8 protein-coding genes are annotated in these 17,584 nt (G+C 66.7%); 3 read left to right on the forward strand and 5 right to left on the reverse strand.

Annotated features, from left to right (window positions below; translation table 11 throughout):
* Positions 1-11,163, reverse strand: a complete 11,163-nt coding sequence (locus FIV34_RS17540; protein WP_139984808.1) for a VCBS domain-containing protein — start codon at positions 11,161-11,163, stop codon at positions 1-3.
* Positions 11,164-11,614: 451 nt separating this feature from the next.
* On the opposite strand from FIV34_RS17540, the gene FIV34_RS17545 reads away from it, so the two are divergent.
* A complete protein-coding gene (locus tag FIV34_RS17545) occupies positions 11,615-12,508 on the forward strand; it encodes a LysR substrate-binding domain-containing protein (RefSeq protein WP_170207649.1) in 894 nt (297 codons plus the stop codon).
* Between the two features lie 119 nt (positions 12,509-12,627).
* Here the strand turns inward: FIV34_RS17545 and FIV34_RS17550 are convergent, their stop codons facing one another.
* The 3 genes from FIV34_RS17550 to FIV34_RS17560 all read right to left on the reverse strand — a co-directional run bounded on the left by FIV34_RS17550 (position 12,628) and on the right by FIV34_RS17560 (position 14,429).
* A complete protein-coding gene (locus FIV34_RS17550) occupies positions 12,628-12,954 on the reverse strand; it encodes a helix-turn-helix domain-containing transcriptional regulator (RefSeq protein WP_139984810.1) in 327 nt (108 codons plus the stop codon).
* A 38-nt stretch (positions 12,955-12,992) separates the two neighbouring features.
* The gene (locus FIV34_RS17555) at positions 12,993-13,331 is read right to left on the reverse strand and encodes a type II toxin-antitoxin system RelE/ParE family toxin (RefSeq protein WP_139984811.1); all 339 of its coding nucleotides are present in this window, start codon (positions 13,329-13,331) and stop codon (positions 12,993-12,995) included.
* Between the two features lie 102 nt (positions 13,332-13,433).
* Complete coding sequence (locus FIV34_RS17560; protein ID WP_139984812.1) at positions 13,434-14,429, reverse strand: aldo/keto reductase; 996 nt, start codon at positions 14,427-14,429, stop codon at positions 13,434-13,436.
* Between the two features lie 159 nt (positions 14,430-14,588).
* Here FIV34_RS17560 and FIV34_RS17565 point away from each other — a divergent pair, with 159 nt between their 5' ends.
* Positions 14,589-15,479: a LysR family transcriptional regulator gene (locus FIV34_RS17565; protein ID WP_139984813.1), complete on the forward strand. Its 891-nt coding sequence runs from the start codon at positions 14,589-14,591 to the stop codon at positions 15,477-15,479.
* Positions 15,480-15,506: 27 nt separating this feature from the next.
* On the opposite strand, the gene FIV34_RS17570 is transcribed toward FIV34_RS17565, so the two are convergent.
* Positions 15,507-16,868 (reverse strand): DUF1254 domain-containing protein, encoded by a 1,362-nt coding sequence (locus FIV34_RS17570; protein ID WP_139984814.1) that lies wholly within the window; start codon positions 16,866-16,868, stop codon positions 15,507-15,509.
* 103 nt (positions 16,869-16,971) lie between these two features.
* Between FIV34_RS17570 and FIV34_RS17575 the strand changes: the two genes are divergently transcribed.
* Positions 16,972-17,571: a pentapeptide repeat-containing protein gene (locus tag FIV34_RS17575; RefSeq protein ID WP_139984815.1), complete on the forward strand. Its 600-nt coding sequence runs from the start codon at positions 16,972-16,974 to the stop codon at positions 17,569-17,571.
* The last annotated feature ends 13 nt before the right edge of the window (positions 17,572-17,584 follow it).

Here is a 17,584-nt window from a genome sequence, read left to right on the forward strand (position 1 = left end):
TCAATCCTTAAGATGCGCAAGAGTGGTGGGGCTGTTCGCTTTCGCCATGGCCGCGATCTGGGCCGTCAGCGAGGGCGCACCGCCCGGGGTGCTTGCCGGCGCCGGCACGTGGATGGCCACGGGCACGGTCGGCGGCTTATGCGAAGCGTGCTTCGCGTGTTCGGTTTCGTGGCGGTGGTGGCCGTCGTTGCGGTGCTCGCGTTCCGCCTGCTTCGCGATCGCGAACGGCGAGAAGTCATCCCACAGCGGGCTGTGGTCCGGCGCGAAGTCGTTAAGGCCCACGCGACGCTGGGCATGTACTTCGGCCAGCAGCTTCTGCGAGAACTCCACGCCATCCGGCAACACGAACAGGCCCGGCTCCCAGCCCTGGCGGATATCGCGCAGGGTGCGGTCGTAGCCCACCGGGAAGATCTGGTCGCCCTCGCGCGCCTGGATCGGCGGCGTGCTGCCGTGGATCGTCAGCGTGAGGCGGGCTTCGCTGGTGTCGCCGTCCGCGTCGGTGATGGTGTAGACGAAGACTTCGGTCAGCGTGCGCGAGGCATCGAGCGAGCTCACCTTCGGGTTGGTCACGTCCACCTTGTAGGTGTAGGTGCCGTCGGCGTTGAGCGCCAGCGTGCCGTACTCACCGGCGAAGCTGCTGCCGATGCTGCCAGCGTGGCCGGTGTTGGCCGAGCTGACGCCCGTGACCGGGCCACCCGCGGCCGCCCCGTCGGCACCGATGCGATCGGCGCCATCGTGGTTCGCACCGCCCGTGAAGACGTTGCCGCTGGTGCTGGTCTGCGCCGCGTCCTGCACGATGGAACCGGTGTCGTCATGCGCCACCGGCACATCGTTGGCGATGTCGACCACCAGCGAACCGGTGGACTTGCCACCGCCCACGTCGGTGACGCTGAGCGCGATGGTGTCCACGCTATCCGGCGCGTTCTGCGACACCGGGTGGTCCAGCGTGTACGCGTAGGTAAGCGTGCCGGCGGTGGGCACGCCGCCCACCGTGGTGGTCGGCTGGAAGCCGGTGAGCACCAGGGTGCCGTCCGGCGTATGGATGGTCACCGGCTTGCCGTTGGCGAGGTCGCCCAGCTGGCTGGTGCTCAGCGTGGTGCCGCCGACGGTGACGCTCGCCAGGCCGTCGCCGGCCGTGATGGTGATGCTGCCGGTAGTGGTCTGCGAGCCATCGCCATCGGCCAGGCCGGACTCGTGCACCGTGGCATGGCCCGTCGCCGCGCCATTGCCATCCACCGGCACGGTCGACGGCGCGCCGTCGGTGTGGCCGTGCACGGTGATGGTGAGCGTGGTGGTGCTGGTGTCGCCGTCCGCGTCGGTGATGGTGTAGGTGTACGTGTCGGTCAGCGTCTCGCCGTCCTTCAGCGCATTGACCACCTTGTTCGCGTTATCGACGCTATAGCTGTAGCTGCCGTCGGCGTTGAGGGTGAGCGTGCCGTACTGGCCGGCCACGCCCGTGCCGACATGGCCGCTCACCACGCCGCCGGTGACACCCGCGACGACGCCGGTGACCGGCGTGGTCGTCGCGTCGGCACCGATGCGGTCGGACACGTCGCCCGCGCCACCGCCGGTGACCACGTTACCCGTCACCGCCGCGCCGTCTTCGGCGACGTCGGCATGGTCGGCATGCGCCGTGGGCGCATCGTCGATGATGTCGACGACGAGCGTTCCCGTGGAGGTCACGCCGCCCGCGTCCAGCACGCTCAGCGCGATGTTATCGACGCCGTTGGTGTTCGGCGCCTGCGCGTGCGCGGTGTTCAGCTCGTAGGTGTACGAGAGCGTGCCACCGGTGGTGATGCCGTTGGCCACCGTCGGCACGAAGCCGGTGAGCAGCAACGTGCTGCCTTCGGCCGTCGTCACGCTCACCGGCGAACCGCTGGAAAGCGTGGCCAGCTCGGCTGTGGTCAGCGTGCGGCCACCCACGGTGATGCTGGTGAGACCATCCGGCGCGTTCACCGAGACGGTCTCGGAGACGGTGCGCGTCTCGCCTGCCGGGCCATCCGGGGTCAGCGCCGACTCCCACACGGTGGGGTCGTTCGGCACGATGGACGGGTTGCCGTCGGTGTGGCCATGCACGGTGATCGTCAGCGTCGCGGTGCTGGTGTCGCCGTCTGCGTCGGTGATCGTGTACGTGTAGCGCTCGGTGAGCGTCTGGCCGTCCTTCAGTGCGTTGACCGTCGCGTTGGCGTTGTCCACGGCGTAGCTGTAGCTGCCGTCGGCATTCAGGGTGAGCGTGCCGTACTGGCCCGCCACGCCCGAACCCACCTGGCCGCTGACCGTGCCGGTGACGACACCCGCCTGCACGCCGGTGACCGGGCCACCCGTGGCCGCGCCATCGGCACCGAGGCGGTCATTGCCGATGACGTCGCCGGTGACGGCCGCGCCGTCTTCGTTCACGTCGGCGTGGTCGGTGTTGGCCGTCGGCACGTCGTTCATGATGGTGAGATGCAGGTTGCCCGCGCCCGTGTTGCCGCCGGCATCGGCCACCGACAGGGCGAGGGTGTCGGTGCTGTGGTCGCTGTTGGGCTGCGCGTGCGCCCCACCCAGCGTGTATGTATAGGCCAGCGATCCCGCCGTCGGCACGCCGCCGACCGAGCTGGTGATGGTGAAGCCGGTCAGTACCAGGGTGCCATCGGCCGTGGCGATCGACAGCGGGGCGCCACCGTTCAGCGCATTCAGCTCGGCCACCGTCAGCGTGCGGCCGCCGATGGTGACGCTGACCAGGCCGTCGGCCGAGGCGATGTCCACGCTGCCCGAGACGCTCTTGCTCTGGCCCGCCGGGCCATCAGGCGTCAGGCCGGATTCCCACACGGTGGCGTCGCCCGCGGCGTTCGTGCCGTTGCCGTCGTGCGGCGCGATGGTCGGTGCGCCGTCGGTGTGGCCGTGGATGGTGATGGTCAGCGTGGTGCTGCTGGTATCGCCGTCCGCGTCGGTGATCGTGTAGTGGTAGGTCTCGGTGAGGGTCTCGCCGTTCTTGAGCGCGTTGACCTTCGCATTGGCGTCGTCCAGCACGTAGCTGTAGCTGCCGTCGCTCTTGAGCGTCAGCGTGCCGTAGTTACCGGCCAGGCCCGTGCCCACGGTGCCGGCGACGTTGCCCGCGGTCTTGTCGACCGACACGGCCGTCACCGGGGTGGTCGTCGTATCGGCACCCACGCGGTCGGCGACGTCGCCGCCGGTGGCACCCGAGACGACATTGCCGGTGAGTGGCACGCCGCTGTCTTCGGTGACGTCACCCGTATCCGCCTTCGCGGTGGGGGCGTCATCGACGATGTCGATCACGAAGTTGGTGGCGGTGCTGGTGGCGCCCGAGCGGTCGGTGACGCTGATATGCAGGGTGTCCTGCACGTCGGTGCCGGTCTGGGTGGCGCTGCGGTCGAGCGTATAGGTATACGAGAGCGAGCCCGCCGTCGGCACGCCGCCCACGGTCGTCGTGGCCGTGAAGCCGATCAGGTCGACATGGCCGTACGGCGTGGTGATCGTGACGGGCGTGCCCTGGGTCAGCAGGGCAAGCTGCGCGGCCGACAGCGTGACGTCGCCGCCCGCGGTGCCGACCGTGATGCTCGCCAGGCCATCGCCCGCCGAGATCGTGATCGTGCCGCTCGCCACGTCGCCGCCCGGCTGGTCGACCAGGCCCGCTTCGTACACGGTGGCATGGCCGGAGGCCGCGCCATTGCCGTCCACCGGCGTGGCCAACGGCGCGCCGTCGGTGTGGCCGTGGATGGTGATGGTCAGCGTCGTGGTGCTGGTGTCGCCATCGGCGTCGGTGATCGTGTACGTGTACGTATCGGTCAGCGTGTCGCCGTTCTTCAGCGCGTTGACGGTGGCGTTGTTGTTATCCACGGTGTACGTGTAGCTGCCGTCGGCGTTGAGCACGAGGGCGCCGTACTGGCCGGCGACGCTGGTAGCTACATGGCCGTTGACGTCAGCCGCCGAGGTACCCGCGGCGACGCCGGTCACCGGCGTGGACGTGGTGTCGGCGCCGATGCGGTCAGACACGCTGCCACCGGTGGTACCGCTGACGACGTTACCGGTCAGGGCGACGCCGTCTTCGTTGACGCTGCCGGTATCCGCATGCGCGGTCGGCGTGTCGTCGACGATGTCGATCACCAGCTGGCCGGTGACCGAGCCGTTGCCCGCGTCAATCACCTTCACGTTGATCGCGTCGGTGGAATCCGTGGCACCCGGCTGGGCGACGCGGCCGGTCAGCGTGTAGGTGTAAGTGATCGTGCCCGCCGTCGGCACGCCGCCGACGCTGGACGAGGCCGTGAAGCCGGTGAGCACCAGCGTGCCGTTCGCCGTGGCGATCGTCTTGTGGGTGCCGGCCAGCGCCTGGATTTGCGCCAGCGACAGCGTCGTGCCGCCGATCACGACGCTGGAGAGGCCGTCCGGTGCCGTCAGCGCGATCGCACCGCCCACCGTCTGGCTGCCGTCGTTGTCGGCAAGGCCCGATTCATGCACCGTCTCGTGGCCGGCCACCGCACCGTTGTCGTCGCGTGGCGTCACCGTCGGTTCGCCATCGGTATGGCCGTGGATGGTGATAGTCAGCGTGGTGCTGCTGGTGTCGCCATCGGCATCGGTGATCGTGTACGTGTACGTATCGGTCAGCGTGCCGTTGTCTTTCAGCGCGTTGACGGTCGGGTTGGTGTTGTCCACCGTGTACGTGTAGCTGCCATCAGCGTTGAGCACGAGGTTGCCGTAAGTACCGGCGACACTCGTACCGACCTTGCCGATGGCCGTGGTGCCGGAGGCACCGGCCTTCACGCCCGTGACCGGGGTGGCGGTGGCATCGGCGCCGACGCGGTCGGCCACGTTGGTGCCGCCGCCCGTCACCACGTTGCCGGTGACCGGGGTGCTGTCTTCGGTGACGTCGGCGTGGTCGGCTTTGGCGGTCGGCGTGTCGTCGACGATGGTGACGGTGATCGTGCCGCTGTCGGTGAAGCCAGCGCTGTCCTTCGTGGCGATGGTGATCACGTCCGTGCTGCTCACGGCCGCCGGCTGGTTCACCGCGCCGTTCAGCGTGTACGTGTACACCAGCGTGCCGTGCGCGTTATCCGTGCTGGTGTAGCCGGTGATCACCAGCGTGCCCTGCGCGGTCTGGATCGTGCGCTGCGCGAGCGGCACGTTGGCCAGGTCCTGCAGCTGGGCGAGGGTCAGCGTGGTGAAGTGGCCCGCGCCCGCGGCGGTGTTGCCGATGGTGACGCTGGCCAGGCCGTTCACCAGGGCAAACGTCTCCGTGCCCTGCACCGCCTGGCTGCCGGTGGCATCCGTCAGGCCGGATTCCTTCACCTGGGCCACGGCGCTGATGGTGAAATCCAGCACGCGCGTGGTCACCAGCGCGTTCGAGGTACCGCCTTCGCCATCGGCGTAACCATACTGGTCGCCGCGCGTGGTGGCGTCGGCCTCGTTGTCCAGCTGATCCTGGTTCAGCGTCGGACGATCCGGGCGGCTGCCGTGGTTGCCGTTATCGTTCACCACCAGCTTCACCTGGAACGTGCCGTTCCACGTGGCGTTGTTGTCGCCGGCCACCGAGGCCGGCACCTTCACGCCCACGGTGTTCAGTGCGGCCTGCACGTCGGTGATGCTGCCCTTGAAGGTGACCGTGGCATGGCCGCTGCTGTCGGTGCCGATGCTCCAGTCCACGCCATTCAGCGTGCCGGTGCTGTGCGTGCTGTCGCCCGCGATGTCGTGCACGCTGAAGCCGGTCGGCAGCACCACGGTGGCGGTGATGCTCGCGGTGCCAGCATCCGGATCCGCCAGCGTGATGTGGCTGAGCGTGTAGACGCCCGAGGCATTCTCCGTACCGGTGTTCGGTGCGGTGACGCCAATCGCCGTCGGGTTGTTGATCGACGACGGGAACACCGAGCGGTCGGCCAGGGAGACGTTCGCCGTCAGGCCCGTAGGCACCGCGGCGTACGGGTCGACATCCGTCTCCGGCACGGCCTGCGTTCCGGTGTTGGCGGCATTGGCGTCCGGGCCGCCGTTGGCATTGCCCGAGTTATCCAGCGCGCCGGTGGTGACATCGCGCAGGCGGTCGTCGGCGATGACCTCCACGCGATAGCCCGCATCCACGTTGGCCAGCGAGCCACTGATCGCGACGTTCAGGCCGGCGAGGTAGGCGTTGACCTGGTCACGCGTGCCGCGGATCACCAGCGCCGAATGGTCGCCGGCATACTTCGTGTCGATGGTGACGCCCGACCCCGTCGCCGACGAGCCGAGGCTGATATTGGTGTACGCGGACTCGGCGAGTGCGACGCCGTTGGCATCGGTCACGCGCACCGTCACCTGCATGAAGTCCGTCTCGCCCGTGGTCACGCCACCGGCGTCGGTGATGTCCGCGTCGCCCACGGAGAAGCCCGGGACGTCGGTCTTGCCATCGAGGTAGACGACAGAGTTGTCGCCCACCGTCACCGTCGGCGCGTCGTTCACCGCATCGATGGTGATGGCCACCGTGCTGTCGGCCGGGTTGTTCGAGACGCTGCCGGCGCCGGTATCGCTACCGATCTTCGAACCGGTGTCGTCGAAGTGCAGGGTCAGCGTGACGTCGCCCGCTTCCGTCGTGTTCTGGTCGTGGTTTGCGTCCTGCGCGCTCTGGTAGGTGAGGCCCAGGGCGGCATCGTTGAGGAGTGCCTGGATGTCGCTCGCGCGGCCGGTCAGCACGAGGGTGCCGCTGTTGTCGCCGGTGATCGTCACCGCGCGGCTGCCCGCCGCGCTGGCCGTGGCCGAGGTCTGGCCACCCGCGCCACCGATGCCGAGCGTGCCGGCACCGACCTTGAGCGTCACCGTCACCGGCGTATCGAAGGCCGCGGATTCCGGATCGCTGACCACGAAGCTGCCGCCGATATAGGTGGCCTGGTCTTCCTTGGTCGTGACCGTCGTCGGGCCACTGAGCGTCGCCGGCTCGTTCACGCTGGACGCGCGCACGGTCACCGAGGCGGCCGAGATATTGCCGTCCTTCACCGGCACGGTGGCGCTGTACCAGTCGTAGTTCGTGGTCGGGACCGGACTGGTGGAGTCGCCCGTACCGGTGCCTGCCGTCGGCGACTGGTTCTCCGTGCCGCCGTTGGCGCCGCCGGTGAGGTTGCCGTTGGCATCGCGCAGGCGGTCGTCGGCGATCACCTGCACCTGGTACTTCGCGTCGCGGTCCGAACCGAAGGTGACCGTGAGCGCGGCCAGCGCGGTGTTGATCTGCGCGCGGGTGCCGCTGAGCACGAGGTAATCGTTCACGCCGTTCTTGTCGGCATCCACGCCCGCACCGGCGCCGTAGCCGATGGAGACGCCGCCGTTCGCCGCGTAGTCCGCCGCGCTAAAGGCCGTGCCGTCCGCATTGAGGATGCGCACGGTCACCTGGATGTAGTCGCTCTCGCCACCGGTCAGGGTGACGAGGTCCGGATCGGAGACGCTGAAGCCCGGCACCTGGTTATGCGCGGCCTGCGTGCTGTCCAGGTCGATCGGGCCGGTCGGTGCGGTGACCACCGGCGCATCGTTGGTCGGCGCCGTATAGATCCAGAACGAGTTACCCGCCTGTTCCTTGTCACCGTCGGACACGGTGAAGCCGAAGGTGTCGTCCGGCGTGGCGGAGTACACCGCGCCGGTCGGCTCGGTGCCGTCGTTGAAGTAATAGATGCGGCCCGCGGCCACGTCGGCCTGGGTGAACGCCGAACCCTTGCCGAGCATGTGGAAGGTGACGCCATTGTCGGTGGAGATCGCGATGCTGCCGTGCAGGGGCGCGGTGGTGATCGTGTACTGCACCTGGGTCGAGCTGCTGTCCGGGTCGTAGGCCTGCAACATCGCCGTGGTGATCTGGGCGTAACCGCCCTCCTTCACCGTCAGCGGCTCGTTCACCGGTGCGCCGCCAATGTTGTTCGGCGAATCGGACGGCACGGTGGGATCGGCCAGCGTCGGGTTCTTCGCGATCTGCGGCGCGTCGTTGACGTTGGTGATCTGGATGCCGACGGTACCCGTCGTCGCGGAATGCTGGCCCCAGCGATCCACCGCTTCCACGGTGAAGCTGGCGTTGCGCACTTCCGAACCGTTGCTGACAAAACGCAGGCCGGTGGTCGCGGCATCGCCGGTGATGATCGAGGCGTCGAGCACCAGGCCCTGGGTCACGTCGGTCCAGGTCTGGCCGTGGTCCGTCGAGTACTGCAGCTTGCCGCCCGCGGGCAGCGTGTTCACCACGAACTTCAGGGCGCCCGCGCCCGTCGCGTCGTTGTTGAACGCGTAGTTCGGGTTGGTGCTGTTCGGCAGCGTGGCCGAATTTTCCAGGTAGGCCTGGCTGGTCGCGTCATCCGGGTCGCTGATGCTCAGCTGGCCCGTAGTGATCATCGCCGTCTCGCCCTCGGCGATCACCGTGTTCGACGAGCCTGAGACCACCGGCGCATCGTTCACCGGGTTCACGTAGATATTGAACGTCGGCGTCCACGTATCCGGGGTGGCCACGCCGTTCTGCACGGTCATGAGGCCGGCGGAAACCGAGAAACTGGCCTTGAGGTGGAAGTTCTCGCCACCGTCGTGCTGGAATTGAACCAGGCCGGCATTGAGGTCCGCCTGGGTAAACGTGCCATACATGGCGATATCCACCCACGCGCCATTCACCTGCTTCTGCAGGCTGCCACCACCGGTGGTGCCCGCATCGAGGGTGAAGCCGAGGAACGTGTAAACCACCTGCGACGGCGGCACGCCATCGGCGGTGAAGCTCAGGCCCGGGGTCTTGCTGAAGTCGGTGGGCTGGCCGTTCGTCGTCGTGCCGCTGAGCAGGATGACGCCGCCTTCGTCCACCGAGCCCTTCGAGGCGCCGGTCGGGTCCACGCCCGCGTAGGAAGAATCCGAATGCGTGATGACGTGGGTCGGCGGATCGAAATTGCCACCGTTGCCAGCGGTCGTCGTCGCCAGGTGGATCGTGAAGGTGTAGTTCTTCAGCGTGTCCGTCTTCAGGCCGCCGGTGTAGTCACCGCCGACGCGCGTGAAGGTGGTGCCATCGGCGTTCCAGCGCAGCGCGGTGGTGTTGTCCACCACCTGGAAATTGAAGGTATCGACCTGGCCGGCGGTGGCGCCGGCGTACTGCACGTACTGCACCTTGCCCGCGGTGATATCGGCCATGGTGAACACCGCGCCATCCTGCAGGCGCACGCCGTTCAGCAGCAGGTAGCCGTGGGTCATCGCCGCCTGGTTGGTGACGAAGCTGAGGTTCGCGTCCGGCGAATCCACGTCCGTCGCGCCGATCATCTGCGAGGTGAGCACCACGGAGTAACCACCCGCCGTGCCGTTGCCGGCTTGGGTCACGGTGGCGTCGCGCGTGCTGGTGGGAATCAGCGCCGGGTCGTCATCGACGGCCTGCACGTGCAGGGTAATCGTGCCGTCTTTCGACGCCGGCGTCGCGGTGCCGCCGCCCTGGTCGGTGACGCGGACACCGAACGTGTCTTGCGTGATGCCGTCGACGCCGTCGTTGCTGTAGGTCAGCAGGTCGCGGTTCGCATAGTCGAAGGTCTGGCCAACGGTAACGGCCACGCCGTTGTAGAACAGCGTGCCGTGCGTGGGCAGCGCGGTAATGGTGACGGTGAGCGTGGTGTCCTGCGGATCGCCGCCGCCGTCAGCCACGATGTACTGGCCGACGTTGCCGGTATTCACGGCGTTGGCCGGCTGGCCTTCGTACACGTTGCCGTCGCCCCCGATGTTCGGTGCCTGGTTCTCTGGCACGACGTTCAGCGTGACCTTCACCGTATCCGAGCTGGCCAGCGGCGTCGCGCCGTCGTTAACGCGCGCGGTGAAGCTGTCACCGGCGTCCTGGTTGGCGCCGGTGGTGGTGTGCACGTAGCGCACCTTGCCGTCGATCACATCCTGCTGGGTAAACACCGAGCCCACGCCAAGGCGCGTGCCGGCCAGCGTGAGGTAGCCGTTCACCGGTGCCACGGTGAGGCTGTAGACGATCTGCGAAGCGGTCTGCGTGCCCGCCTTAACTTCCTGATCCACCGCGACCAGGGTGTCCTTGGTGATGACCGTACCGGCGCCGCCGTCGACTTCGGCGACATCCTGCGTGGCATCGGCCACGCTCACCGGGTCGTTCGACGGGGTGACCGTCGCGATCACGGACTGTGTCGCCGTCAGCGAGGAGGCGACATCGGTGACCGTCACCTTGATGGTGGCGTGCGCCGCGGTGTTGCCGAGTTCGACATCGGCCGCGACGAAGGTGAGCTGGTTCAGCCACGCGGCCGCCTGCGCGGCGCTACCGGTGAAACGGAAACCGCCGGTGATGGCCGTGCCGCCCGCGGCGGACTGCAGCGAGCCGACGTTGGTATCGGAGACCACGGCGTCGACGGAAACGTTGCCCGAGTCCGTCACCGTCCAGCCGCTGAGCTGCGCGCGGTCGGCGCCCGCCGCGTTGAGCGAGCTGGGTTCGGAAACGGTGATGGCCTTGGTGGACGCCACGGTCGGCGCTTCGAGCAGGCCGTCGTAGTCCAGCGAGAGGGTGCGCGCTTCGATATGGCCGGTGCTGGCTTCCAGGGTCCAGTTGCCGCCGCGGGAGGCCGCGCCGGTTTCGTCGGTGGACGAGGCCACGTCGGCACTGGTCAGCTTCGCCATCTGGGTGACGAGGGTGGTGTCCTTGCTGGAGACGTCGCAGCCGTAAAGCAGGATGTCACCATCCTTCGTCAGCGTATGGCCCACGTCCGCCAGCTGGCCGGTGAAGCTGGCGATGTTCGCCGCGTTCACCGTGTCCGTGCCCAGCGAGATCGAATCGCTGGAGCCGTGGCTGATGATGTGGATGGCGCTGATGTCATGCTCGCCGCGCAGGGCGTCGGCCAGCTGCTGCACGCCGGAGGACTGGTCGTTGATCACCACCACCTGGCTGCCCTTGGGCAGCTGGGCGACGAGCGACTGCCAGTTGGCGACGCTCTCGTCGACGACGTAGACCTCTTTCGGCTGCGCCTCGACCGGTGCGGCGGCCGGGGCCGCTGCCGGGGCCGGCGCCGGCGCGGGGGCCTGCACGGCATGGCCGGGCTGGTCGGTGGCGGCGCTGTGGAACTTGCCCGCATCATGGGCGGCTTCGGCGGGATCCGCGTGGTGGGCTGCTTCGACCAGGGCCGCGCCGTCGTACATCTGACGGGGCTCGAGGGCGTAACGGTGGGTGCGGGGGCGGAAGCGGTGGTTCGTCGTGGACCCTGACATGATGCGCCTTGCTCATTGCAGCCATTACACGGACCGAACGGGTCTATCCCGCGCCCGGAACGGTCGCAGGAGTAAAGGTTCGGTATAGAAACTGTGACGGCGGTCACAGCCAGTCGCGTGATCCTATGTATCAGCGCTGATACAGGGAAGGGGCAAACGCAGGAACTTATGTCACGCTCGGTGTGACCGAGGGCCTCGCGAGGGTGGGCAATTTGCCGAAACGGCGCTGTGGCGCGGTTTGCGAGCATTCTCAGTGTGCGAGCATGCGCGGAATCGGCAACTAGGAATTTTTCCCGATCCGGGTTTGCCGGGGGAGAACGTGGCCATGGAGGGTATGATTCCGGCGAGGCCGGGGGCCTCAAGGTTCTGCTGCCGTCTTCCTCACACGGGAGGCACGGCGTTAGCGGCAGATTCGGATCGACGCAGCAACGGCGGGACGCCAGTGCAAGGCATGGATTCAATTGACAATCTTGGTGACCTGTACCTGTTCGTACAGGCGGTTGAGGCCGGTGGTTTCTCCGCGGCCGCGGACCGGCTGGGCACGACCCGCTCGCTCCTGAGCCGGCGCATCCTGGCCCTCGAGGAGCGCCTCGGCGCCCGCCTCCTCCACCGCAATGCCCGGCAGTTCGGCGTCACGGAAGCCGGCGAGCGGGTGTACCAGCACGCCGCCGCCATGTGCGAAGCCGCCTCGGCCGCCCGCCGAGCCGCCCAGTCTCCCGACGAGTCCCAACGACTGATCCGCGTGGAAGCCCACGGTCTGGTCTCCCCGATGGCCGCGTCGATGATGTCCGACTTCGCCACCATCCATCCGCTGACGCGCTTTTCCGTCACCGTCGGCAGCGGCGACATGGAGCGCCTGCTCCGCCAGCAGACCGATGTGATCCTCAGCCTGCGCGATACGCCGCCAGACAGCAGCGATGTGGTCGCCCGCGCGCTGGGCGGCATCCGCCGCGTCACCGTGGCCAGCCCCGCCCTGCTCAGCCGCGTCGGCACCCCGCACCTCCCCGGCGACCTCGATGACAGCCACTGCCTGTCGCTCGGCGCCGACGGCGCGGCGTTCTGGCACTTCCGCGGCATGGCCCCGCGTCGCCGCCAGGTGCGCGTGGCCTTCGCCGACGTCGCCGCCCTGCTCGCCGCCGTGGAAGGCGGCCTCGGGATGGCCCAGCTACCGCACTACCTTGTCGCGGAGGATCTGCAGAGCGGCAAGCTCATCGCCGTGCTCGAAGCCTTCGAACCAGAGCCGTCGCCGTTGCACGCGTTAACAGTGAGCGGCCGCGTAGCCTCGGATGCCACGATTACCTTCGTGCGCTTCATGCAAACCCGCCTGGCAACCCTAGCGGCGTAATCGCCGCTTCTCGTAGGTGCCCACCCTGTGGGCGACATCTTTCGCGACTTCGCTGAACGCGCTAGTCCGACTCTATCCGCAATACGTTTGCTCCAAAAGCTCGCACGGCAAAACCGCCGTTACGCGGGCTCAACATGTACCGACGCAGCCGGTGCGTGAAGCGCCGCTCGCGTCAGTTGTCGAAAGATCGCACCCAGCGCGTCCATGCCAGGATTACCGCTGGCGGACAGCATGCGGTGCAGGCTTTTGGAAGGCGTGCCAGTAGCTCTGGCGAGACCTTCGAAGCCCATCAGCCCATGCGTGAGGTCACGCATCAGAAGACGCGCAGCTTCGGTTTCGCCATTGATGAGCATGGTGGTCGCTTCATCAAGCAGCGCCCGTGCGAACGAGGGGTCAGTCTGGACACGATTCGCGATCGTCTCGCGGTAGTCGACGGTCAGCACCATGGCGTTACACCTCCTGGATGAGAGTGGTTTGGGACAGGTCATTGCCCTCTCACCGCTCTGTTAGCACCTTTCTTTCTCGCCTTATATTCAAGGACCAGATCACGCGCCAAGTCGATCTTCTTCTGCTGATCGCCTTTGTCGCTTCCTCCCATGAGAAGGATCAGGTCGGCTCCGTCCTGATGAACATAGATCCGGATGCCCGGCCCCCAATCGAGTCTCCACTCGGCCAAGCCGGCACCGAGTCCTTTCAGCCCGGACGTATTGCCAACAGCAAGCCGGTACGACACCGCCGCCACCTTGACGGCAGCGGCGGTCGCTAGCGACTCGAAAAACTGGCGGTAATGGTTACGACCTTCCCGGTCGACGAACTCCTGCACGCGCGGCATTCCTTGCCCTCTTCCTGATGACCTCAAAGGTAACACATACGTTACCTTTAGTCCAAGCGCTCGGCGTACAGGAATCGTCCATCAGGGCGAGAGTCAGCGCCCCACCATCTGCATCAGATGCTCCGGATACCGCTCACCGCTGACGGCAATCGCCGCAGCCGCCTTCTCGATGTTCGCCAGGTCACTGCTCGTGAGCTCGACGCTGGCCGCGGCGATGTTCTCTTCGAGGCGGTGCTGCTTGGTGGTGCCCGGGATGGGGACGATCCAAGGCTTGCGGGAGAGCAGCCATGCGAGGGCGATCTGGGCGGGCGTGGCCTGCTTCTCGCTGGCGATGGTCTTCAGCAGATCGACCAATGCTTCGTTTGCCTGCATGGCATCGGCGGTGAAGCGCGGGAGGATCTTGCGGAAGTCGCCGTCGTTGATCTGGGTTTCCTTGTTCATCGCGCCGGTGAGGAAGCCCTTGCCGAGCGGGCTGTAGGCGACGAGGCCGATGCCGAGTTCTTCGCAGGCTTCAAGAATGCCGTTGGTTTCCGGGCCGCGCGTCCACAGCGAATATTCGTTCTGCAGGGCAGTGATCGGCTGCACGGCGTGGGCGCGGCGCACCGTTGCGGCGCCCGGCTCGGAGAGGCCGAAGTGACGGACCTTGCCCTCGGCGATGAGATCTTTCACCGCGCCAGCGACGTCTTCGATCGGCACGTTCGGGTCGACGCGGTGCTGGTACAGCAGGTCGATGGTGTCGATGCCCAGGCGCTTGAGCGAGGCTTCGGCGACCTGGCGGATGTGGTCCGGGCGGCTGTTCAGGCCAATCTGCTTGCCGGTGTCCGGATCGATGTCGAAACCGAACTTCGTGGCGATGACCACCTTGTCGCGGATCGGCGCCAGCGCCTTGCCGACGACCACCTCGTTGGTAAACGGGCCGTAGACCTCCGCCGTGTCGAAGAAGGTGACGCCGCGCTCGTACGCACTGCGGATCAGGGCGATGGCCTCGGCTTCCGGGGTCACCGTGCCGTAGCCGAAGTTCAGGCCCATGCAGCCGAAGCCGATGGCGGAAACTTCGAGGCCGCTGGTGCCAAGTGTGCGGGTTTGCATGGTGTGCCTCAGGGATGGGGGAAAGGTAGACGCTCAATCTAAGCCCGGGGCCGCTTGTGAACTAGACGGTTAATTCGGCATGCGCTTATGAATGCCTGATATCAATGTGCCCTGCCGGTGCTAGCATCCCTGGAACCACTCCCCCGCCCGGAACCCCCGATGCGCAAGGACATCCAGGACATCATGGCGTTCATCGCCGTGGCCCGCGAACAGAGCCTCACCCGCGCCGCGGCGAAGCTGGGGACGTCGCAGTCGGCGCTGAGCCACACCATTCGTGGGCTCGAAACCCGGCTTGGCGTACGCCTGCTCACCCGGACGACCCGGAGTGTCGCGCCCACCGAGGCCGGCGAGCGCCTGTTGCGCACCGTCGCACCGCGGCTGGAGGAGATCGAAGCCGAAGTCGATGCGCTGGGCGAGTTGCGCGAGAAGCCGGCTGGCAATCTCCGGATCACGACGGCCGAACACGCCGCCAATACGATCCTTTGGCCGGCGCTGGAACGGTTCCTCCCGCAGTTCCCCGATATCTCAGTGGAAGTCGCGGTGAATTACGGGCTGGTCGACATCGTCGCCGAGCGTTTCGATCTTGGTGTTCGCCTGGGTGAGCAGGTGGCGCGCGACATGATCGCCGTGCCGATCGGGCCGCCGATACGCATGGCCGTCGTGAGCGCGCCTGCGTATTTCGCCCGGCACAAGAAGCCGAAGACCCCCCAGGACCTCACAGGCCACAACTGCATCAACCTGCGCCTGCCAACGCATGGCGGGTTGATGATCTGGGATTTTGAGAAGGACGGACGCGAGGTAAAGGTGCGCGTCGAAGGCCAGGTGATCGCGAGCAGCGGCACGCAGATGACGGATGCCGCGTTACGCGGGCTCGGGCTCGCGTGGGTGCCTGAAGACATCGCCCTGCCGTATGTCGCCGAAGGCAAACTGCTGCGCGTGCTGGAGAAGTGGTGTGAACCGTTCTCCGGCTATCACATCTATTACCCGCATCGCCGACAGGGGGCACCTGCCCTGGCGGCGTTGGTGGAGGCGTTACGGTATCGGGGCTAAGGCAAGTAAGCACCACCCATGGTCGTCTCACGATATCCGCTCGATCTCACCCGGTTTCCAGCTGCCATCGAAGGCAGCTGCCTCGGGGCCGTAAATACGAAAATAGGTAAACCAGTAACGGCCGGGAATCGTCTGGATACCGGGCGTGTCGCTGTCGTCTTCGGTATCCGGGCCGAAACGCAGTTCCACCGAGTCCCCGCTGACCGTCGACAGTTCGAATAGCGAACGCAACGCCGCCCGGTTCTGCGTTGTGCGGATCTGCGAGCGGGTTAGCGTGTCGTACACCGTCACGGACCAGAACAGCTTCCCCGGCACCGGCAGCGGCACCTTCAGCCGGTAGCGCTTGCCGCCGTCGAGCATCTGCCGTTGCGCATCGCGCAGGCCCAGCCAGTAAAGCGATCCGGCCTTGGTATCGCGACGGAACATGGCAGGCGAGGCGCCAATCGCCTGGTAGAACCATTTCTCGCGGGCGCCGAGATCCACATAACCGCCCGTATTGAAATCACCGTCTTCAAAACGAAGGCTGGCCCATTCCCACTGGCGGTCCGGCCAGACGTGGCGATCGGGCCGTCGGTCGAAGAAAGACTGGGCCCGCATCTGCGCATTACCCTCCGTCGCCGCGCGCTGGAGGATGGCGGTCATCCGCTTGTCCGGGTTGTAGGGCTTGCCCTTCTCGATGCCCAGGGCGGCGAGGTCGCCGTAAGGCGCCCGGTAACCCTCATAGGCCGGCTCCTTCTGCAGGGTGTCGTGGAGCACCTTCCAGAACGCCTCGTTGGTTTCCCAGGCGGCGGGCGTGGTGTCCTGTTGTTTGCCGGTCGCGTCGATCCAGCGCGGTTCCTTCCACGGCGCCTTGCTGTCGAGCGGATACACCTTCACGGTGGTCAGGCGCGCCTTGGCTTCGGCGACGTTGCCATGCACGGGCAGCGAGCGGACGCCGACGATCTGCCGGTTGCTGCTGGCGTGGTGGACGTAATAGCCCTCGCTCGGTAGCGCGCCCTTGTAGCCCGGCGGCACCAGCAGGTGCTTGCCACCGTTGCCGCCATCCGGGCCGGGCAGGCCCATGTCGGCCACCCAGCGCTGGTTGATGTCCATGGAGCAGACGATCAGCGGGCCGGGCGGCAGGTCGATGACCAGCGGGCCGACGGCAAGGTCCAGCAGGATCGGCCCATACGGCGTGTCGGAGTTCGCCGTGAACACCAGTTGCTCCGGCCCGCAGTCCAGTGTGGCGAACACCTCATTCGGAATCAGGCCAATCTGTTCATTGCCCTTCACGATGGCCGCACCGGACACGGTGGGGTAGAAGAACTTGTAGGCCTGGATGGCCCGGGCGAGGTCCGCTTCGTCGTAGGCGCGGGTGATGCCTTCAACGGACTGCGCGTCGTTTGCCATGGCCGGTCCTCCTTGGGGGGTCCCACCAGTCCAGCACGTTCCGCGCCTGCCCGCGTCCGAAGAACCCTCACCGGCCCCTCGGTAGAATTACTACACTGGGCGCATGACTGACCTCATCACCGACGACGCCGAGTTTTACCTGAAGCATTTCGAAGGCCTGGACCTGGCCGAGAAAACGCTGGCCTCCCGCACCTTTGAATCATGCACCTTCCTACGGTGCTCGTTCAGCGACGCGGCGCTTGAACGCTGCAAGTTCATCGAATGCACGTTTCGCTCGCGCGACCTCAGTAATGCGAAGGTCACGCTGAGCAAATGGCAGGAAACAAGCTTCGACGAATGCAAGCTCCTCGGCATCGACTGGACGCGCGCCGACTGGCCTCGTTTCACCGCACCGGGAAAGTTGATCTTCCGCAAATCGAACGTCAGTTACGCATCGTTCTTCGGACTGGATCTGCAGGAAATCACGCTGGAAGAATGCAAGGCGCATTCGGTCGACCTGCGCGAAGGCAACTTCAGCAAATCCAACTTCAGCTATACCGATTTCACCGAGAGCCTGTTTGGGAAGACGAAGCTCGCGGGCGTCGATTTCACCGAGGCGACGAACTACCTGATCGACATCCAGGCCAACCAGGTGAAGGGGGCCAAGTTCAGCCGGGCGGAGGCCTTCGGGCTTCTTTACGGGCTGGATGTGGAACTGGTCTAGGGTTCCCACAGGC

Source organism: Luteibacter pinisoli, assembly GCF_006385595.1.
Classification (GTDB): Bacteria; Pseudomonadota; Gammaproteobacteria; order Xanthomonadales; family Rhodanobacteraceae; genus Luteibacter; species Luteibacter pinisoli.

Excerpts from the sequence above, each read along its gene's own strand:
- FIV34_RS17540 (WP_139984808.1), bottom strand. The coding sequence starts at position 11,163 with ATGTCAGGGTCCACGACGAACCACCGCTTCCGCCCCCGCACCCACCGT.
- FIV34_RS17545 (WP_170207649.1), top strand. The coding sequence starts at position 11,615 with ATGGATTCAATTGACAATCTTGGTGACCTGTACCTGTTCGTACAGGCG.
- FIV34_RS17550 (WP_139984810.1), bottom strand. The coding sequence starts at position 12,954 with ATGGTGCTGACCGTCGACTACCGCGAGACGATCGCGAATCGTGTCCAG.
- FIV34_RS17560 (WP_139984812.1), bottom strand. The coding sequence starts at position 14,429 with ATGCAAACCCGCACACTTGGCACCAGCGGCCTCGAAGTTTCCGCCATC.
- FIV34_RS17565 (WP_139984813.1), top strand. The coding sequence starts at position 14,589 with ATGCGCAAGGACATCCAGGACATCATGGCGTTCATCGCCGTGGCCCGC.
- FIV34_RS17570 (WP_139984814.1), bottom strand. The coding sequence starts at position 16,868 with ATGGCAAACGACGCGCAGTCCGTTGAAGGCATCACCCGCGCCTACGAC.
- FIV34_RS17575 (WP_139984815.1), top strand. The coding sequence starts at position 16,972 with ATGACTGACCTCATCACCGACGACGCCGAGTTTTACCTGAAGCATTTC.